This is a genomic window from Streptomyces sp. NPDC097619 (genome assembly GCF_040302735.1).
In the GTDB taxonomy this organism is placed as follows: domain Bacteria; phylum Actinomycetota; class Actinomycetes; order Streptomycetales; family Streptomycetaceae; genus Streptomyces.
This window is the reverse complement of record NZ_JBEOSD010000012.1, coordinates 53,982-70,456: the sequence shown is the minus strand read 5'-3', so window position 1 is coordinate 70,456 and position 16,475 is coordinate 53,982. Positions and strand designations below refer to the sequence as shown.

Genomic DNA, 16,475 nt, shown 5'->3' with positions numbered 1-16,475 from the left:
ATGGCCCGTACGTCTCTGGAATCTGAGTCGTGCGGGCCTCTCTAGGCTCGAAAGATTGGAGTTCTCAATGAGTGAGGAAGGTTCCCCCTACCTGGCGGCATTGGTTCGTATGGCGGGCGATGTCCGCCTTGACTGGGACGCTGTCGCGCTGGCGGGGCGAGGCATTGTTGCTTACGCGCGAGCCCAAATTTGGGTACTGAATATTGGCAAACTGGACGGAGGTTCGTTTGATGTTGCTGAAATCCTTGAAGGGTTTGCTTTGGCTGTCGAGGAACTTCCCGAAATTTGGCACCAGTTCGACTCGGGGATGATGTCTGAAGGTGATCTTTTGATGCGGTTGAGCAGAATCATTTCTTACCTGGAGACGTGGCCGGACGTCCCTGCCTGAGGCCGGTAACCGTTCAGGGCCCGACCCCTCGTGAGGGGTCGGGCCCGGTTGGGTTTTCGGGGTCGGTCAGGCGGCCGGGGTGGTGTGCCAGCGTTGGGGGCGGGTGTTGTTGCAGTCGTAGAGCTGGGGCCTCGTGCCGTTGGCGGTGTTGCCGTTGGGGACGTCGAGGCAGCGGCCCGTGGTCGGGTTCAGGAAGGAGCCGTCCGCGCGGGCGATCCACTTCTGGTTCCAGCCGCCGTGGCAGTCCCACAGGACCACCTGGGCGCCGTTGTGCGTCGCCGACCCGTAGAGGTCCAGGCAGCGGCCGAGGATCCGCAGGCTGCCGTCCGCTCCGGCCGTCCACTTCTGGGCCACGGAGTCGTTGCAGCCCCAGATCTGCACGGTGCGGCCGTTCTCGGAGACGCCGCCGGACACGTCCAGGCAGGCTCCGGCGCCCGCGTCGGTCGCGATCTGGCCCTCCGTGCCGGCCGGGTCCACGGACCGGTCCGTGATCACCACGTCGGCGATGCTGCCGTTGTAGTGGTTGCTGCCCTGGCCGCCGTTCTGGTAGCGGCCGAGGACGATCGGGCCACGGGTCGCGAACTTGCTGTAGTGGAAGCCGGTGGCGGCCAACGCGTCGTTGACGTACAGGGCCAGCTGGCCGGTGGCGGCGTTGTGGCTGACCGTCAGCTTCGTCCAGACGCCGGCCTGGACGCGGGCCGCGTTCGCGTTGACGTCGGTCAGGTCGTACGGCCAGCCGTCGTCCGCGCGGGCCATGCCGAGCCGCCAACTGACGTTGCCGTTGCCGAGGGTCGCCGGCCACACCATGAACCCGCTGGTCCGGCCGTTGTCCTGGCTGATGACCACGCCGTCGTTCAGTACGTTCGGCTTCGTCCACAGGGACACCGAGAAGGACTTCTCGGTGTCGAGGCGGAGCTCGTCCGCGGTGATCACGCCGTCGGACCCGTTGAAGGTGGCCACCTTCGTAGTGGTTCCGTTGACGGTGTCATCGGTGAAGGAGACGCCGCCGGTGATCCGACCGGGGGTCTTGCCGAAGGCGTCCGGCGTCTTGCCGTCGACGGCCGAGTCCAGCTTGAACCGGTTGATCACGGAGGCGGTGCTGCCCTGGTCCGAGGGAGCCGTGAAGCCGGTCACCGCGGACGAGGAGTCCGTCCGCCCCTCCCAGAACTTCAGCCGCTCGCTGCCCGCCTCGATGGCGTACAGGTCGGCCACACCGTCCTTGTTCGCGTCACCGACGGACCCGATCCGCGGGTATTTCTGCGGGGTCATGCCGGTCATGATCACCGTGCCCGCGCCGGGAGAGGCCAGGCCCGACAGGTCCAGACGCCCGGTGTCCGCCTTCGTCTTGATCGGGTACGCGCGGATCGTGCCGTCGGCCAGGGAACGGGTCCACAGCGTCGGCTGCTGCGTACCGCTCGCGGGGCCGGGGTTGATCAGCTCGTACCCGTCCCAGTCGCCGGTTCCGGAGACCTTCACGGCCGCGGCGTCGAGGCTGTTGTTGGCCGCCGACCGGTAGAGCCAGAGGTTGCCCTGCTCGACGGTGAGCAGGGAGGTGTTCGTGGTCGTCCGGGTCACGTCGCTCGACGACAGCTTCGCCTTGAGCGCGCCCAGGGCGAGGATCTGCGAGGTCTCCGACCAGTCCGTCTTCCAGCCGGCGGGGGCCTCGTCCAGCTCCGCGCCGTTCGTGGTCGCCCAGGCTTCGGGCCGGTCCAGCGCCGTGTAGGTGGAGAAGGCCCCGGTGCCCGAGTTCATGTAGACGTACAGGTTCTTCGCCAGGGTCGGGTTCGCCTTGGTGACGGCGAAGGCGTCGTCCACGCCCATGGCGCGGAGCGCGCCCCGGTGGGTGGTCCGCACGTCCTTCCAGCTGGTGCCCTGGGGGGCCAGGCCGAGGGGGGCCGCCTGGGCGGTGGTGGGGTCGTTGTCGGCGGTCAGCACGCGCAGGTTGCCCGCGGGGTCGGCGTCGAGGATGTCGCCGCGGCCGTCGTTGGTGAGGTCGCCGGGGACCGCGGCGCCGGTGCTCGGGTCCCAGGGGGCGTAGAAGGTGTAGGGGAAGGGCTGGCTGTAGTTGCCGGCCTTGTCCATGGCCTGGGCGAAGAGGACGTTGGTGCCCCAGTTGCGCGGGGTGAAGCGGAACTCTCCGCCGGAGCCCCTGATCACGCCGGGGTCGTCGCAGCTCCAGCCGGTGACGGGGGTGGGGTTGTCGGTCCAGCGGATGCAGGCGGGGCCGGAGGAGTGCAGGCCGGTGCTCGGGGCCGGGTCGGAGCCGGTCACCCGGAACACGCCCTCCTGCCGGAACTTCTTGTTCGGCTTGACGTTGAGGGTGCCGCTCGCCGGGAAGTCGTCGGAGGTGATGGTGACGGCGGGCGGGGTCTTGTCCACGCGGAAGTAGCAGGCGTCGGTGGAGTCGGAGGAGAGCCAGCCGTCGTTGACGCCCGCGGCCCATCCGTACTGGTGGCCGTCGGTCAGCCCGCCGAGCGAGTACTCGGGTGAGCTGTAGGCGCCGCTCTGGATCTCCCGGACGTGGTTGTAGCCGGGGTCCTGGTCGTCCCAGACGTGGAAGCCGGTCTTCAGTTCGTTGTGGCCGATCGGGGACCAGACGCTCGCGGTGAGCCGGATGTTCTGGTTGGCGCCGACCCAGCCCGCGTTCTCCCAGCCGTTGGTGTTCGGGGTCCGGCAGTCGTTGTGGCTGCCGGTGTCCGCGAAACCGGGGGTCGGTGCGGTGCGCGGCCACCAGATGGTGGGCGCGACGTCGTAGTTGATGGTGATGTACGGGTCAGGGCCGAGGTGGTGGCGCTGGTACATGTCCATCTCGTTCTCGGCGGCGAAGCCCACCGTCCAGTGCGGCCAGCGGCCGTTGGCGGCGTTCTGCATCCAGCCCTTGACGTCGTACGTGATCGTCCCGGTGCCCTTGAGGGAGAAGGTGCCGACCTTCGTGCACCCGGCCATGACGGAGCCGGTGCCGCAGGGCTGGTTGTTCCAGGTGGTGCCGCCGCCGATGGTGCCGGTGCCCCACAGTCCGATGTTCTTCACCGTGTCGGGGGCGGAGGCCGAGGTGACCTGCGCGAAGAGGGTGGCGCTCGAGATCTGGGCCGTGCCCCGGGAGCTGTCGGAGAACAGCTCCGAGGGGATGCCGATCTGGTAGTAGGAGCGGTAGCGGCCGTTGCCGGTGCAGTTGGAGTAGCCGCAGTAGCCCACGCCCAGCGCGCTGAGCGTGTTCACGTTCGCGGTGGTCTTGTGGTTCTCCTGCACCTGGGCGTTGACCTGACGCCCGCCGGTCACCGTGACGGTGGGGTCGAGGTACCAGGGGCCGGTGCCCTTGCCGAGCGCGGCGCGGTCGGGCTCGAGGACCAGCGCGGTGTCGGAGGCGGTGACGGTCATCTTCGCGACCTTCGCGCCGTCGCCGGGCCGTGCCGCCGAGGACCGCACGGGTGCCGCCTGTGCCGGCCGGGCCGACTTCGCCGCGGACGGGACCGCGGCGCCCTTGAGGGCCGCGGCCGTACCGGCCGGTGCGACCGCGGCGGTGGTCGAGTCCCACTGGAGGGACGGCGGGGACTGCATGCGGACCTTGCCGCCCGCGTCCTTGACGGTGAGGGCCCCCGCCTTGTCGGCCGTGAGCTTCAGGCCCTTCGTGCGGACGGGGAAGCGCAGGGAGGCGAGGCGCGGGTCCGCGGCCGCCTCGGCGGTCTTCACGACGATCACCTCGCGCCAGCCGCCGTCCTTGAGGGCCGTGACCTTGAGGTCCACGTCCGGGAGCACCCCGGCGTACGTGGCGGTGTCCCCGCTCAGGCTCGGCTTGGGCAGGGCGAACGGCGCGGTGACGGCCAGCTGCTTGCCGTCACCGGTGGTGATGGTGGCCAGGGGGCCGGTGCCCCCGCCCGAGAGGGCCAGCGCGGCGCCCGTGGCGGCCGGGACGACCGTGCCGTCCGGGCCGGTGCGGAGCGTGGCGTCCAGGGTGCGCCAGGCACCGCCCCGCTTGACGCGGACGGGCTGTGCGTGGCTCGTCACCGACAGCGTCCTGCCGTCGGGAGCGGCGACGGTCTCCGTCGCCTCGGTGGTCAGGCCCGGTACGGTCACGGGCCTGCCGGTCCGCTTCGCGGTGCGCAGGGCTTCCCGCACGGCCCGGGCGGCCGGGTCCACGGCCGTGCGATCGGCCGCCTTCCGGTCCGCCGTCGGCGCGTTCTTCGCCGGGCCGGTCGGAGCGGGTGAGGGCGTGGCCGCCTGCCCGAAGGGCGAGGCGAGCAGGGTGAGTCCGAGTGCGGTGGTCATGGCGACCGCGCCCCTGCTGAGCAGGCTCCCCGTGCGCGGTCGTGACGGCTCGCGCCGTCGACTCGGAGGTATGGCTGACATGCGCTGTGAGTTCCCCTCCCACGTGCCGGCCGATCTTTACGGCAGGCTTACGCCGGGAACGATGCAGCCCCGGCAGAATTCGGTCAAGCATCCGGAGCGGTGTGTGCTCCCTTGTCCGGATTGATCGTCAGAATCCGTGCTTCCGGAAGGGCGTTGAGTCGTCGGACGATCACGATGAGCTGTCGGGGGCCGGCCGAAATCCCCTCCGTCGCGCCTGAGCGAAGCCTCGATTCCGAGGTGTCGGAGGGGGCAGGATCCGGTCAGCGGCTCCAGCGGCTCCAGCGGCTCCAGCGGCTCCGCTGGCATCAGCGGTGCTGCCGCAGTGCGATGCTCCGCCCCTCCACCTCCGCCCCTCCACCTCCGGCCCCTTCCGCTCCGCCCCGTCCCCGCCGCGCGGGCGGGGCGGGCCGGAAGGCGAGTCAGGCCGGTTCCGGCCAGAAGGGGTGGTGGTCCGCGTCGTCGGCGGGGGAGACGGTGTAGCTGCCCTCCGGGAGTTCGTGCCAGGCGCCGGGGAGATCTCCCAGGGGCTCGGACACGACGAGGCGGGTCGCGTCGTCCACCCCGCGCAGGAAGGCCAGGTCCGGGTGGAGTTCACGGAGCCGCTCGGGGCGGGCGCTGTGGAAGAGCGAGCGGGAGCGGCCCTGGGAGGAGTACCGGAAGCACCAGAGGCGGTCGCCGTCGGAGACGGCCACGGTCATCTGGAGCGGGTGCTCCACCCCGTGCTCCTTGCCGACCCGCTCGACCAGTCCCGCCATCCGCGCCACCGCGCCCGGCACGTCCTGGTCCAGACCGAAGGTCACCGCGAGGTAGAACATCACCTCGGAGTCGGTGGAGCCCTCGATGGCGGAGAACAGGGCCGGGTCCACGGCCAGGCACAGGTCGCGGCGCAGCCGGTGGAAGTCGGTGACGGCGCCGTTGTGCATCCACAGCCAGCGGCCGTGTCGGAAGGGGTGACAGTTGGTCTCCTGCACCGCCGTGCCCGTGGAGGCCCGCACGTGGGCGAAGAACAGCGGGGAACGGACGTAGGAGGCGATCTCGCGGAGGTTCCGGTTGCTCCAGGCGGGCCCGATGTCCCGGAACACGGAGGGCTCGCCGCGGCCTCCGCCCCCCGATCCCGTCCCGGACCCGCTTGCCGCCTCGTTCCGCGATCCGTACCAGCCGAGCCCGAACCCGTCCCCGTTGGTGGTCTCCACTCCCAGTTTCGAGTGCCTGCTCTGGTCGATCAGCGAGTGCGCGGGCCGGTACAGGACGTCGTCCAGGAGGACGGGCGTTCCCGAGTAGGCGAGCCAGCGGCACATGGCAGGTCCTCTCCGTCGCGGTGCGGGGCGGCGGCCGCCCCCGGGTGATCACCGGCAGCGGGCGCGCTTCCCGCGCGGGTGCCCACGTTTCCCGAGGGTAGTCCCCTGATCGCGGGTGTCGTCGGGAGGCGAGGGGCCGCCCGGCGCGGGCGCTCCCGAGGTCTCGGAACACATCGCTCCGGTACGGCCGTCGTGGTCGGGCGGAACGGGCCCGGGCGTGGCACGCTGGGGGGAGGACCGAAGGGGGGCCGGGAGGCCCGATGGGACGGGACGTCCCGGCGCTGGTGTTCACCCGCGAGGACCGGCGCCGCTACCGGGAGAAGACGCAGACCTGCCTGGACGCCCTCGCGCGCATGCTGCGGGAGTCCCGTTTCGACGCCGAGCGGCCACAGGTCGGCCTGGAGATCGAACTCAACCTCGTCGACGACAACGGCGAGCCGGCACACCGCAACAGCGAGGTGCTGGCCGCCATCGCCGACCCCGCCTGGTCCACCGAGCTGGGCCGCTTCAACCTGGAGATCAACGTGCCGCCGCGGCGGCTCACCGAAGGCGGCCCCGACGCCTGGGAGAAGGAGATCCGCGACGCCCTCAACCACGCCGAGGAACGCGCCGCCGACCAGGGCGCCCACCTCGTCATGATCGGGATCCTGCCCACGCTCCGGCAGCAGGACGTCGGCGGCCACGCCCTCTCCGAGAACCCCCGCTACCACCTCCTCAACGAGCAGGTGTTCGCCGCCCGCGGCGAGGACCTGCGGATCGCCCTCGACGGCGTCGAGCGACTGCGCGCCTACGCCGACACGATCACCCCCGAAGCCGCCTGCACCAGCACCCAGTTCCACCTCCAGGTGGCCCCCGAGGACTTCGCCCCCTACTGGAACGCCGCCCAAGCCGTCGCCGGCGTGCAGGTGGCCCTCGCCGCGAACTCGCCGTTCCTCTTCGGCAAGGAGCTGTGGCGCGAGACCCGCATCCCGCTCTTCGAGCAGGCCACCGACACCCGCCCCGAGGAGATCAGGGTCCAAGGGGTCCGCCCCCGCGTCTGGTTCGGCGAACGCTGGATCACCAGCGTCTTCGACCTCTTCGAGGAGAACCAGCGCTACTTCCCCGCCCTGCTCCCGCTCTGCGAGGACGAGGACCCCCACGCCACCCTCGAAGCCGGCGACGTGCCCGAACTCGCCGAACTCACCCTCCACAACGGGACCGTCTACCGCTGGAACCGTCCCGTGTACGCCGTCGCCCACGGCCGCCCGCACCTGCGCGTGGAGAACCGCGTGCTGCCCGCCGGACCCACCGTCGCGGACACCCTCGCCAACGGCGCCTTCTACTTCGGGCTGACCCGCGCCCTGGTGGAGGAAGAGCGCCCGGTGTGGTCGCGGATGTCCTTCGCGGCGGCCGAGGAGAACCTGCGCGCCGCCGCCCGGCACGGCATCGACGCCTCCCTGTACTGGCCCGGGATGGGCGAGGTACCCGCCGCCGAGCTCGTGCTGCGCCGCCTGCTGCCCCTCGCGCACCGCGGACTGGCGGCCGCCGGCATGGACGAGGTCTGGCGGGAACCCCTCCTCGGCGTCATCGAGCAGCGCTGCGTCACCGGCCGCAACGGCGCCACCTGGCAGACGGAGGCCTTCCACCATCTCGACGACCGGCTGCACCGCGACCGCCACGAGACGCTCCGCCGCATGACCGCCCAGTACATGGACTACATGCACATGAACGCCCCCGCGCACACCTGGCCCCTGGACTGACCACCGGGCGGACGCGGAGGGGCGGGACGGGCGCCGTACCGCGCCCGCCCCGCCCCTCCGACGGCCTCCGCCGGCCCGCCTCGTGTCAGCCGCGCGCCAGGTCGAACCGGTCGAGGTTCATGACCTTGTCCCACGCCTTCACGAAGTCCCGGACGAACTTCTCCTGGCCGTCGGAGCTCCCGTACACCTCGGCCAGCGCCCGCAGCTGCGAGTGCGAGCCGAAGACCAGGTCCACCGCCGTCGCCGTCCACTTCGCCTGCCCGGTCTCCCGGTCCCGGCCCTCGTAGACGTTCTCCCGCGCCTCGGACGGCTTCCACACCGTGCCCATGTCGAGGAGGTGCACGAAGAAGTCGTTGGTCAGCGCGCCCGGCCGGTTCGTGAACACCCCGTGCCGGGAGCCGCCCGCGCCCGTGTCCAGCGCCCGCATCCCACCGACCAGGACCGTCATCTCGGGGGCGGTCAGCGTCAGCAGGTCCGCCCGGTTCAGCAGCAGCTGCTCCGGCGGCCGCTTCTCGCCCGCCCGCAGCCAGTTCCGGAAGCCGTCCGCGGGCGGCTCCAGCACCGCGAAGGACTCGGCGTCCGTCTGCTCCTGCGAGGCGTCCGTACGGCCCGGCGCGAAGGGCACCGTGACCTCCTGGCCGGCCGCCCGCGCCGCCTGCTCCACCGCCGCGCAACCGCCCAGCACGATCAGGTCGGCCAGCGAGACCTTCTTCCCGCCGCTCTGCGCCCCGTCGAACTCCTGCCGGACCCGCTCCAGCGCCTCCAGCACGGCGGGCGCCCCGGTACCGGCGTTGACCTCCCAGTCCTTCTGCGGGGCCAGCCGGATCCGGGCCCCGTTGGCGCCGCCGCGCATGTCCGTTCCGCGGAAGCTGGAGGCCGCGGCCCAGGCCGTGGAGACCAGGTCGGCGGCGGGCAGCCCGGCCCCCAGGATGCGGGCCTTCAGCGCGGCCACGTCCTGCTCGTCCACCAGCGGGTGACCGGCCTCCGGCACCGGGTCCTGCCACAGCTGCGGCTCCGGCACCCACGGGCCCAGGTAGCGGGAGACGGGCCCCATGTCGCGGTGCAGCAGCTTGTACCAGGCCCGCGAGAAGGCGTCCGCGAGCTGGTCCGGGTTCTTGTGGAAGCGCTCGGCGATCGGCCGGTAGACCGGGTCCTCCTTCAGCGCGAGGTCCGTGGTCAGCATCATCGGCGCGTGCCGCTTCGACGGGTCGTGCGCGTCGGGCACGGTGTCCCGGGCCGCCGGGTCGCCGGGCGTCCACTGCTTCGCGCCGGCGGGGCTGGTCGTCAGCTCCCAGTCGTAGCGGAACAGGTTGTCCAGGTAGCCGTTGTCCCAGGTCGCCGGCGCCGTGGTCCAGGCCCCCTCCAGGCCGCTGGTCAGCGCGTCCACGCCGACCCCGGTCCCGGAGCTGTTGGCCCAGCCCAGGCCCTGCGCCTCCAGCGGGCAGCCCTCCGGCTCCGCGCCGATGTACTGCGGGTCCACCGCCCCGTGGCACTTGCCGAAGGTGTGCCCGCCGATGATCAGCGCGGCGGTCTCCTCGTCGTCCATCGCCATCCGACCGAAGGTCTCGCGGATGTCGCGGGCCGCGGCGATCGGGTCCGGATTGCCGTTCGGACCCTCCGGGTTGACGTAGATCAGTCCCATCTGCACGGCGCCGAGCGGCCCGGTGAGCTGCCGGTCGCCCTCGTACCGGGCGTCACCGAGCCAGGTGTCCTCCGGACCCCAGAAGACCTCCTCCGGCTCCCAGATGTCCTCGCGCCCGAAACCGAAGCCGAAGGTCTTCAACCCCATCGATTCGATGGCGCAGTTGCCCGCGAAGACGAGGAGGTCGGCCCAGGAGAGCTTCCGCCCGTACTTCTGCTTCACCGGCCACAGCAGCCGCCGCGCCTTGTCCAGACTGGCGTTGTCCGGCCAGCTGTTGAGCGGGGCGAAGCGCTGGGCGCCCTGCCCGCCGCCGCCCCGGCCGTCGGCGATCCGGTAGGTGCCCGCCGAGTGCCAGCTCATCCGGATGAACAGCGGCCCGTAGTGACCGTAGTCGGCCGGCCACCAGTCCTTGGAGTCCGTCATGAGGGCCATGACGTCGCGCTTCAGCTCCTCCACGTCGAGGCCCTCGAACGCCTCGGCGTAGTCGAAGTCCGCGTCCATCGGATCGGCCGCGGGGGAGTGCCGGTGCAGGACCGTGAGGTCCAACTGCTCCGGCCACCAGTCCCGGTTGGTGCGGGGACGGGCCGGAGCCGGGGTCGGGGAGGGGATGGCCGGGTTTTCGCTCTCGCTGCCGGACACGTCTGTCCTTCTTCCGTCTCGGAGTTCCTGTGCGGGCCGGACGGGCCGGAGCGGCCGACGGATCCGCAAGGGCCGACGGGGCCGTCGGACCGCCCGCGCGGACCGCCCGGGCGAACCCCCGTGGAGCGTCCGCGACACGGATCCCCGGAGCCCTCCCGGCCTTCCGTATGGTTCCGCATCGGGTCCTCGGAGCCGCGGAAACACGCGTGGGAGAGGGAGGGGGATCGGTGGTACGAGCTTCCGGTTGTGGCCCGTCGGGGAGCGCGCGCCCCCCGACGGTGCCGCTCGCGCGGGGCGCAGAGGCCGAGGGGGCCGAGGCGGAGCGGGCCGAGCCGGTGCGCACCTGACCCGACCGGCCCGGCCCGTCTCGACGCGGTCAGGTCGGGTCGGGTCCGGTCGGGTCAGGGGTACCGGGGTCCGGTCGGGACGAGCAGGTGCAGGGCCCGGTGCTCGGCGCCGGCCTGGGCCGCTCCCGCCCCGAGCAGCCCCTGGCCCGCGGACTCCCGCAGGGCCGTGCTGACCTCCTCGCAGCGGGCGCAGTCCGCCACCCAGCCCGGTACGAGCTCCAGGTGACGGTTGGCCAGGTGACGGGCCAGCGCCCGCAGGGTCGGCGGCACCCACCCCGGGGGCGCGTCCCGCCGCGGGGGCTCGCCCTGCCCGGCGTTCTGGATCAGTCGGTTGCACTCCGGGCAGGCCGCCGTGGGCACGGCCGGTGGATCGGCGCTCATGGCGCCACGCTAACCCCCGGGACACCCGGCCACCCGCCCCGGCCCGCCCGAGGTGCGCCGACCGGCCGAAGCCCGCGCCCGTCCCGCCGCCCCGGGCCGAGGGGGCGACCGGGTCGAGCGGGTCCGCCGGACACGCCCCTCCTGAGGATCGTCGGCGTCAAGCGTCAAGCGTCGGAGTCGGAGCGCGTGGCCGGGGGAGTCTGGACGGGGGGCGCGTGGACGCGGGCGTGTGGGGTCAGGCTTCGGGGGCCTTGCGCGGGGTGATCTGCTGGACCGCCCAGCCGTTGCCGTCCGGGTCCGCGAAGTACACGAAGGAGCCCCACGGCTGGTCGTCGATCGGGCTGACCTCGATGCCCCGCGAGGTCAACTCGGCGTGCGCCGCCTCGATGTCCGCGACCACGACCTGCATGTTGTCGAGGGATCCGGGGGCCATCTTCGTCAGCCCCTTGCCCAGGGCGATCGAACAGGCCGAGCCCGGCGGGGTCAGCTGGACGAAGCGGATGTCCTCGCTCACCGTGACGTCGTGGTCGGCGTTGAAACCGACCTGCTCGTAGAAGGCCTTCGCCCGGTCCACGTCCGTCACGGGTACCGCGACCAGCTCCAGCTTGATGTCCATCGTCCTGCGCTCCTCACCGACCGCATGCGGCGGGCGCCACGACCACGCCCGGAACCTGCACCGGGCGGCCGGGAACACGGCCGCCCCTTCCGGCCGCCGCACCGGCCCGGACCGTCCCGGGCCGCACCCAGTCGTAGCCTAGGCGCCGGGCCCGCGCCGGGCGATCCGGACAGGGGCGGACCCGTACGGACAGGGGCCGGAGCCGCCCCGACACAGGGGGCCCGGCCCGCTCCCGTGGTCGCCCGCCCCCGTGCCGGGTCAGCGGGCCGGGTGCCCCGCGCCGCCGCGCCGCATCAGGGCCGCGAGTACCGCCGCGAGGACGCCCGTGACGGCCAGGCTGCCGTAGAGCACCAGCCCGGCCCCGAGCATGTAGAGGCCGCTCGCGTCGTCGGACCAGTCGTACGCCGCGGCCGAGGCCAGCCCGACCGCCGTGCCGAACACGGCCGCGATCGCGTACCTGCGGAAGACCGCCCCGCACACCGGCACCAGCAGGGTCAGGACCAGCCCGAGCACCTGCCAGACCTCGTACGGACCGCTCACCGACCCGTCCGGGTGTACGTCCCGCTCCCCGTCCCAGCCCAGCCATCCGGCCCATGCCAGAGCCGCCACCAGCGCCACGGCCCCGGCCGCCGCCACCTGCCCGGCGACCCGCCCGCGCGTTCCTTGAGATCCCTCGAACCCGTTCGTCATGCCTTGATCCTCCGCCGCCCGCGTTCCCGCGAGCAGAGTGCGGATACTCAGATCCCACCCGAGTACCGGCACCCCCTCCGGTGAGTTCCGTGGGCTCCGTGGGGTGGGAGGGGGAGGACCGCCGGCGGGTCCGTGGGCGGCGACGCGCGCGGCGGGCCACGGCGAATGGGTGTGCGGTCGGCGGGGGTGGGAAGGGGCGCTGAGCGGGAACGTGTTAGGTTGGTTGAGCATTCACATAGCGGTGGATGCGAAGGAATCGTGTCCCGGGGGGTCCGGGCGGGCAACGGCGTGCGATGATCGTGCAGCCGGAGCCTTATGAACCGGTCTCCTGGGGAGACCGCTCCGGACGCCCCACCCCTCAGACGCCCCGCCCGCCCTCCCCCCCCCGGCGGCCGGGGCCCGGCCCCGACCAGGCTCACCCCCCCCGGGCCAGGTCGGGGCCCCTTGCTGTTCCGGGGTCCTCCGCCGTCCTTCCGGGGCCCTCCGTTCACACGGTCGCCTCCGAGGTGTCCACGGTGGCAGCGGTCTCCGCGAGGCCGGAGACCGCTGCGGCGACCCGCTCCAGTCCGGCCGGGTCGAGCGCGTAGAGGACGTAGTACCCGTCCCGACGCGTCCGCGCGAGCCCCGCCCGCGCCATCTGTTGGAGGTGGCGGGAGACCACCGACGGGGACAGCCCCAGCTCCGTGGCCAGCTCCTGCGTACTGCGGCTGCGTTCCGCCAGGCAGGCGGCGATCTGCAGGCGCGGCTCGGCCGCCAGGGCGCGGAGCGTGGCCAACAGCTCCTGCCGGTCCGCGGGCGCGGGTGCCGACGGCGTCGGCGGCAAGGCCGGGTAGGTGATCCGCAGGGGCCAGGGCGCGTCGCAGGTGACGCGGACGTGCGGCCACACGTAGTGGCTCGCCGTGAACGTCACGGGACGGGCCGGGGTGACGGACAGCTCGTGGTCGTGCGGCCGGTCCAGGTACAGGGTCCGGCGGGCCGGGTCGATCCGGACGTGCGGCACCAGGGCCCGCAGCATGGGCAGCACGCCCTGGTGCGCGATCCGCTGCCCGGCGCGCGCGATCGCCTCGTACAGCCCCGGTTCGATCCGCCGCCACTCCTCGGCGAAGGCGGCCTCCCAGTAGTCCTCCAGTACCGCCAGTGCCTCCGCGAGCACCGCCGTCGGATCGGTCAGGACCTCCGCGAGCCGTGCCGCCCGCGCCTCGTCGGAGTCCCGCAACCCGGCCAGCGCGGCGTCCCGGGCGGTCGGGTCCCCGAGCAGTTCGGCCCCCTCGAACCGGGTGGTGTCCACGAGGGTCCGGGCCAGCTCGACGGCCACCCGCTCGGCGGGCAGGGCCCGCACCGAGGCCAGCATGGCGGGGAAGTCCGCGTCGTGGTCGTCCGCCCGGCACTCGAAGAAGGCCGGCACGTAGTCCGCGACCACGAAGCCGTACGTCCGGATCCGGCGGCGCAGCGCCGCGGGCAGCCGGCGGCAGCGCCGGACCCACGGCACGTGCAGCGCGTGATGGCCCGGAGCGGTCAGGACGTGCCAGGAGTGGGCGGCTTCGAGCAGGGGCGAAACCGAGAAGGAGAGGTCCTCGGCGGCCGTCTCCGAGAAGCGCAGCGTGATCACGATTGCAGGATTGCACAATCAGTTGATCGGGCGCGGGCGGCCGGGACACGCTCGTCCTCGACCCCGTGACCGACCGGCCGAGCGGGGAACGAGGAAGGGCCTCCCGTGCACTCCGACCATGTCCGCGACCACGATCACGATCGCGACCACGACCAGCACCACGACCGCGGCTACGCCCACGACGAGGGCCGCGATCCCTCGGCCGGTGAGCCCGGCGCGGGGTGGCGGGCGGTGCTGGAGGCCGACGGTGGTCCGTACACCCTCCACGAGCACGCGCCCGCCCACACCGTGGCCGAACGTCAGGCCCTCCCCTTCCCCTGGGAACGCGCCGTCAAGACCCTCGCCTTCTCCACCCCCGACACCCCGCTCCTGCTCGTGGTGCTGCGCGCCGCGGACCGCCTCGACTACGGCCTCCTGGCCCACGTGGTCGGCACCGCCCGCTCCGGATTGAGCCCGGCGGGCCCCGAACTGCTGGAGAGGGAAGGGCTGGTGCCCGGCGGTGTGCCCCCGGTCAGCCACCGTCCCGGTGTGCCCTGCCTGATCGACACCGCCGTCGCGGAGACGGCCGGGGCCGTCTACTGCGGCGCGGGCACCGCGGACCGCACCCTCGACGTCGACCCGACCGTGCTCGTCCGCCTGCCCCGCGCCCGGGTGACCCTCCTGCACCGAGGCTCCGCCGACTGAGGGGTCGGGCCGGGGTTCGGGCCGGGGGTCGGTTCCACCCGATAATTCCCTCCCCGCCCCGCGCGCCCCCGGCTACCCTCGTCGCCGCGGGCGCCCCGAACGGCGGGGCACCCGGAACAGAGAGGGACACGACGATGTGGCCACGTGTGAACGGCATGCGCGGACTGGAACTCGGCACCCCCGGCGAGCTGCGCTCCCGCCTCAACGGACTGGTCCTGGCGGGGAAGAAGCGGGCCACGACGGGCCTCCTCGACGAGTACCGGACCGAGACCGAGGGCCTGGAGTACGTGGGCGAACGGCTCGCCCTGCTGGACGACGAGGGCGCCGCCCTGGCCACGGTCGAGATCACGGACATCACGCTCAGCACCTTCGCCGAGGTGACCTGGGCACACGCCGAGGCGGAGGGCGAGGGCGATGCCGACCTCGACGCGTGGCGGGCCGGCCATGCGAGGTTCTGGACCTCGGTCGGTACTCCGGTGACCGAGGACACCCCGCTGGTCTGCCTGGCGTTCCGCCTGGTCTGACCGGCTCCGGTCGCGCCACGGGGGATCGAGGGGGGATCCAGGAGATCGAGGGGGCCGAGGAGGCCCGGCCGCGGGGCTTCCCGTCCGCCCTGTCGGTTGTCATGATCCAGCCATGACCGAATCCGTACCCCCGTCCGTGCCGCCGTCCTCGCCCCCGTCCGACGGCCCGTCCCCGCCCGGGTCCGGGCCGGTGTACGAAGCGCGCTACGGCTGGGACCTCAGGACCGTCGGCGTCGTGGCCATCTGCGCCGTCTTCACCGTCGCCCTGCTCCTCCTCGACACGATCCCCCTGTTCGCGCGCGTGATCGGCCTCCCGCTGTTCGGCGGGGGAGGCGTGCTCATGGCGTACAGCGCGCTGAGCCGGAGGGTCGCCTTCCGGGTGGACGCGGTCGGTGTCCTGCTCGGCGGCAGCCCCGCCCGGTACGCCGCCACCAGCGCGCTCGTGCCCTGGGCGGACGTCACCGGACTCGTGCTCTGGCGGCAGGACGCGGTCGGCGCCAAGCTCCCGTACGTCGGTGTCACCCGCCGCCCGGGTTCCCCCGCCCTGCCGGGGGACGGGCCGAAGGCGCGGGCGGTCCTCGCCGCGCTGGTGCCGGTCTCCGCCGACGTCGCCATGTCCTCGCGGGCGGTCTCCGGCTGGCGGCTCGACGAGCGACGACTGGCCGCCGCGGTCGAACACTTCGCCCCCGGCACCCCGGTACGCGACCTGCGCGGCTGACACCGCGTCGGGGAGGCGGCGGAGGAAGGGCGGGGAGGGGGAGAAGCGGCGGCGGGGGCCGTCGCCCTCCCGGGCGCGATCGGCGGGCCGGAGTGGTCGGGATTGGGCATTTCGGGCTAAGCGGTGGTGCGCCAGCCGGGCGGTCGGGCTTGACGTGGTCATAGTCATCCGTGGCAGCCGCTTGGTTGTCCTCCGCGCCGCAGGTCGCGGTACGGCGGTGTGTCTGCACAGAGGAGCCGGCTCATGCTGAAGCCCACCAGGACCATCCTCGCCCTCGTCACCGGAAGTCTGGTGCTCGGCCTGGCCGGGTCCACGGCCGCCGTGGCCGTGGACGGTCCGCACCGCGACGGCCCGCAGTCCGTCGCGCGGGACAACGAGGACGCGGAGCGCCCCGGCGCCGGCGAGTACGGCCAGGCCCGTTACGCCCGCGGCGTGGTCGTCTCCAACGGCCCGCTGACCGTGCGCAGCCGCCCCAGCACCAACGGCCGGGCCGTCGGCAAGGTGCACCCGCAGGAGAAGCTGGCCATCGAGTGCAAGGAGCGCGGCCAGGACGTCCGCGGCAACGACATCTGGTACCTCCTGGAGGACCGCCGCAGCAACGGCAACGACGAGCGCGACGAGTACCCGATCGGCATCGACGGCCGTGACGACGAGCGCCCCGGCCGCGAGGACATGTCCGACTCCCGCGGGGAGTACGGGGAGCACTGGGTCGCCGCCCGCTACGTCAAGAACCTCAACCCGGTGAAGTGGTGCCGCCTCTGACCGTTGGTCGGTGCGGAGCCCTCGTGGACCTCCGGCGCGGTGGGGACCCCCTGACTCCCCGCCGCCCCGGAGGTCTTCGTCGTTCCTGGGC

13 protein-coding genes are annotated in these 16,475 nt (G+C 72.9%); 6 read left to right on the top strand and 7 right to left on the bottom strand.

The window, feature by feature from the left end; genetic code table 11:
* Positions 1-67: 67 nt before the first annotated feature.
* Positions 68-388, top strand: coding sequence for a hypothetical protein (locus ABTZ17_RS05775; RefSeq protein WP_352194238.1), 321 nt, complete (start codon positions 68-70; stop codon positions 386-388).
* Between the two features lie 66 nt (positions 389-454).
* Here the strand turns inward: ABTZ17_RS05775 and ABTZ17_RS05770 are convergent, their stop codons facing one another.
* Together ABTZ17_RS05770 and ABTZ17_RS05765 are read right to left on the bottom strand one after the other, a co-directional pair.
* Positions 455-4,654 (bottom strand): ricin-type beta-trefoil lectin domain protein, encoded by a 4,200-nt coding sequence (locus ABTZ17_RS05770; protein WP_352194237.1) that lies wholly within the window; start codon positions 4,652-4,654, stop codon positions 455-457.
* A gap of 500 nt (positions 4,655-5,154) precedes the next feature.
* The gene (locus ABTZ17_RS05765) at positions 5,155-6,033 is read right to left on the bottom strand and encodes a class II glutamine amidotransferase (protein WP_352194236.1); all 879 of its coding nucleotides are present in this window, start codon (positions 6,031-6,033) and stop codon (positions 5,155-5,157) included.
* Positions 6,034-6,293: 260 nt separating this feature from the next.
* On the opposite strand from ABTZ17_RS05765, the gene ABTZ17_RS05760 reads away from it, so the two are divergent.
* Positions 6,294-7,772 (top strand): glutamate-cysteine ligase family protein, encoded by a 1,479-nt coding sequence (locus tag ABTZ17_RS05760; protein ID WP_352194235.1) that lies wholly within the window; start codon positions 6,294-6,296, stop codon positions 7,770-7,772.
* 85 nt (positions 7,773-7,857) lie between these two features.
* On the opposite strand, the gene katG is transcribed toward ABTZ17_RS05760, so the two are convergent.
* From katG to ABTZ17_RS05735, 5 genes are all read right to left on the bottom strand, one after another.
* Entirely contained in the window at positions 7,858-10,053 is a 2,196-nt protein-coding gene (katG, locus tag ABTZ17_RS05755; RefSeq protein ID WP_352194234.1) for a catalase/peroxidase HPI, read from the bottom strand.
* Between the two features lie 401 nt (positions 10,054-10,454).
* Positions 10,455-10,781 (bottom strand): hypothetical protein, encoded by a 327-nt coding sequence (locus ABTZ17_RS05750; protein ID WP_352194233.1) that lies wholly within the window; start codon positions 10,779-10,781, stop codon positions 10,455-10,457.
* Between the two features lie 235 nt (positions 10,782-11,016).
* A complete protein-coding gene (locus tag ABTZ17_RS05745) occupies positions 11,017-11,397 on the bottom strand; it encodes a VOC family protein (RefSeq protein ID WP_352194232.1) in 381 nt (126 codons plus the stop codon).
* Between the two features lie 258 nt (positions 11,398-11,655).
* Entirely contained in the window at positions 11,656-12,087 is a 432-nt protein-coding gene (locus ABTZ17_RS05740) for a hypothetical protein (protein ID WP_352194231.1), read from the bottom strand.
* Positions 12,088-12,574: 487 nt separating this feature from the next.
* Positions 12,575-13,696 (bottom strand): ArsR/SmtB family transcription factor, encoded by a 1,122-nt coding sequence (locus tag ABTZ17_RS05735; protein WP_352194230.1) that lies wholly within the window; start codon positions 13,694-13,696, stop codon positions 12,575-12,577.
* 105 nt (positions 13,697-13,801) lie between these two features.
* On the opposite strand from ABTZ17_RS05735, the gene ABTZ17_RS05730 reads away from it, so the two are divergent.
* From ABTZ17_RS05730 to ABTZ17_RS05715, 4 genes are all read left to right on the top strand, one after another.
* Positions 13,802-14,380, top strand: coding sequence for a YbaK/EbsC family protein (locus tag ABTZ17_RS05730; RefSeq protein ID WP_352194229.1), 579 nt, complete (start codon positions 13,802-13,804; stop codon positions 14,378-14,380).
* Between the two features lie 134 nt (positions 14,381-14,514).
* Entirely contained in the window at positions 14,515-14,904 is a 390-nt protein-coding gene (locus ABTZ17_RS05725) for an ASCH domain-containing protein (RefSeq protein WP_352194228.1), read from the top strand.
* A 112-nt stretch (positions 14,905-15,016) separates the two neighbouring features.
* The gene (locus ABTZ17_RS05720) at positions 15,017-15,622 is read left to right on the top strand and encodes a hypothetical protein (protein ID WP_352194227.1); all 606 of its coding nucleotides are present in this window, start codon (positions 15,017-15,019) and stop codon (positions 15,620-15,622) included.
* Positions 15,623-15,865: 243 nt separating this feature from the next.
* On the top strand, positions 15,866-16,384 hold the full coding sequence (locus tag ABTZ17_RS05715) for a hypothetical protein (protein WP_352194226.1): 519 nt from the start codon (positions 15,866-15,868) through the stop codon (positions 16,382-16,384).
* Positions 16,385-16,475: the final 91 nt, after the last annotated feature.

Coding starts and splice junctions, on each gene's coding strand:
- ABTZ17_RS05715 (WP_352194226.1), top strand. CDS start 15,866: ATGCTGAAGCCCACCAGGACCATCCTCGCCCTCGTCACCGGAAGTCTG.
- ABTZ17_RS05725 (WP_352194228.1), top strand. CDS start 14,515: ATGTGGCCACGTGTGAACGGCATGCGCGGACTGGAACTCGGCACCCCC.
- ABTZ17_RS05760 (WP_352194235.1), top strand. CDS start 6,294: ATGGGACGGGACGTCCCGGCGCTGGTGTTCACCCGCGAGGACCGGCGC.
- ABTZ17_RS05750 (WP_352194233.1), bottom strand. CDS start 10,781: ATGAGCGCCGATCCACCGGCCGTGCCCACGGCGGCCTGCCCGGAGTGC.
- ABTZ17_RS05770 (WP_352194237.1), bottom strand. CDS start 4,654: ATGACCACCGCACTCGGACTCACCCTGCTCGCCTCGCCCTTCGGGCAG.
- ABTZ17_RS05775 (WP_352194238.1), top strand. CDS start 68: ATGAGTGAGGAAGGTTCCCCCTACCTGGCGGCATTGGTTCGTATGGCG.
- ABTZ17_RS05720 (WP_352194227.1), top strand. CDS start 15,017: ATGACCGAATCCGTACCCCCGTCCGTGCCGCCGTCCTCGCCCCCGTCC.
- ABTZ17_RS05740 (WP_352194231.1), bottom strand. CDS start 12,087: ATGACGAACGGGTTCGAGGGATCTCAAGGAACGCGCGGGCGGGTCGCC.
- ABTZ17_RS05745 (WP_352194232.1), bottom strand. CDS start 11,397: ATGGACATCAAGCTGGAGCTGGTCGCGGTACCCGTGACGGACGTGGAC.
- ABTZ17_RS05765 (WP_352194236.1), bottom strand. CDS start 6,033: ATGTGCCGCTGGCTCGCCTACTCGGGAACGCCCGTCCTCCTGGACGAC.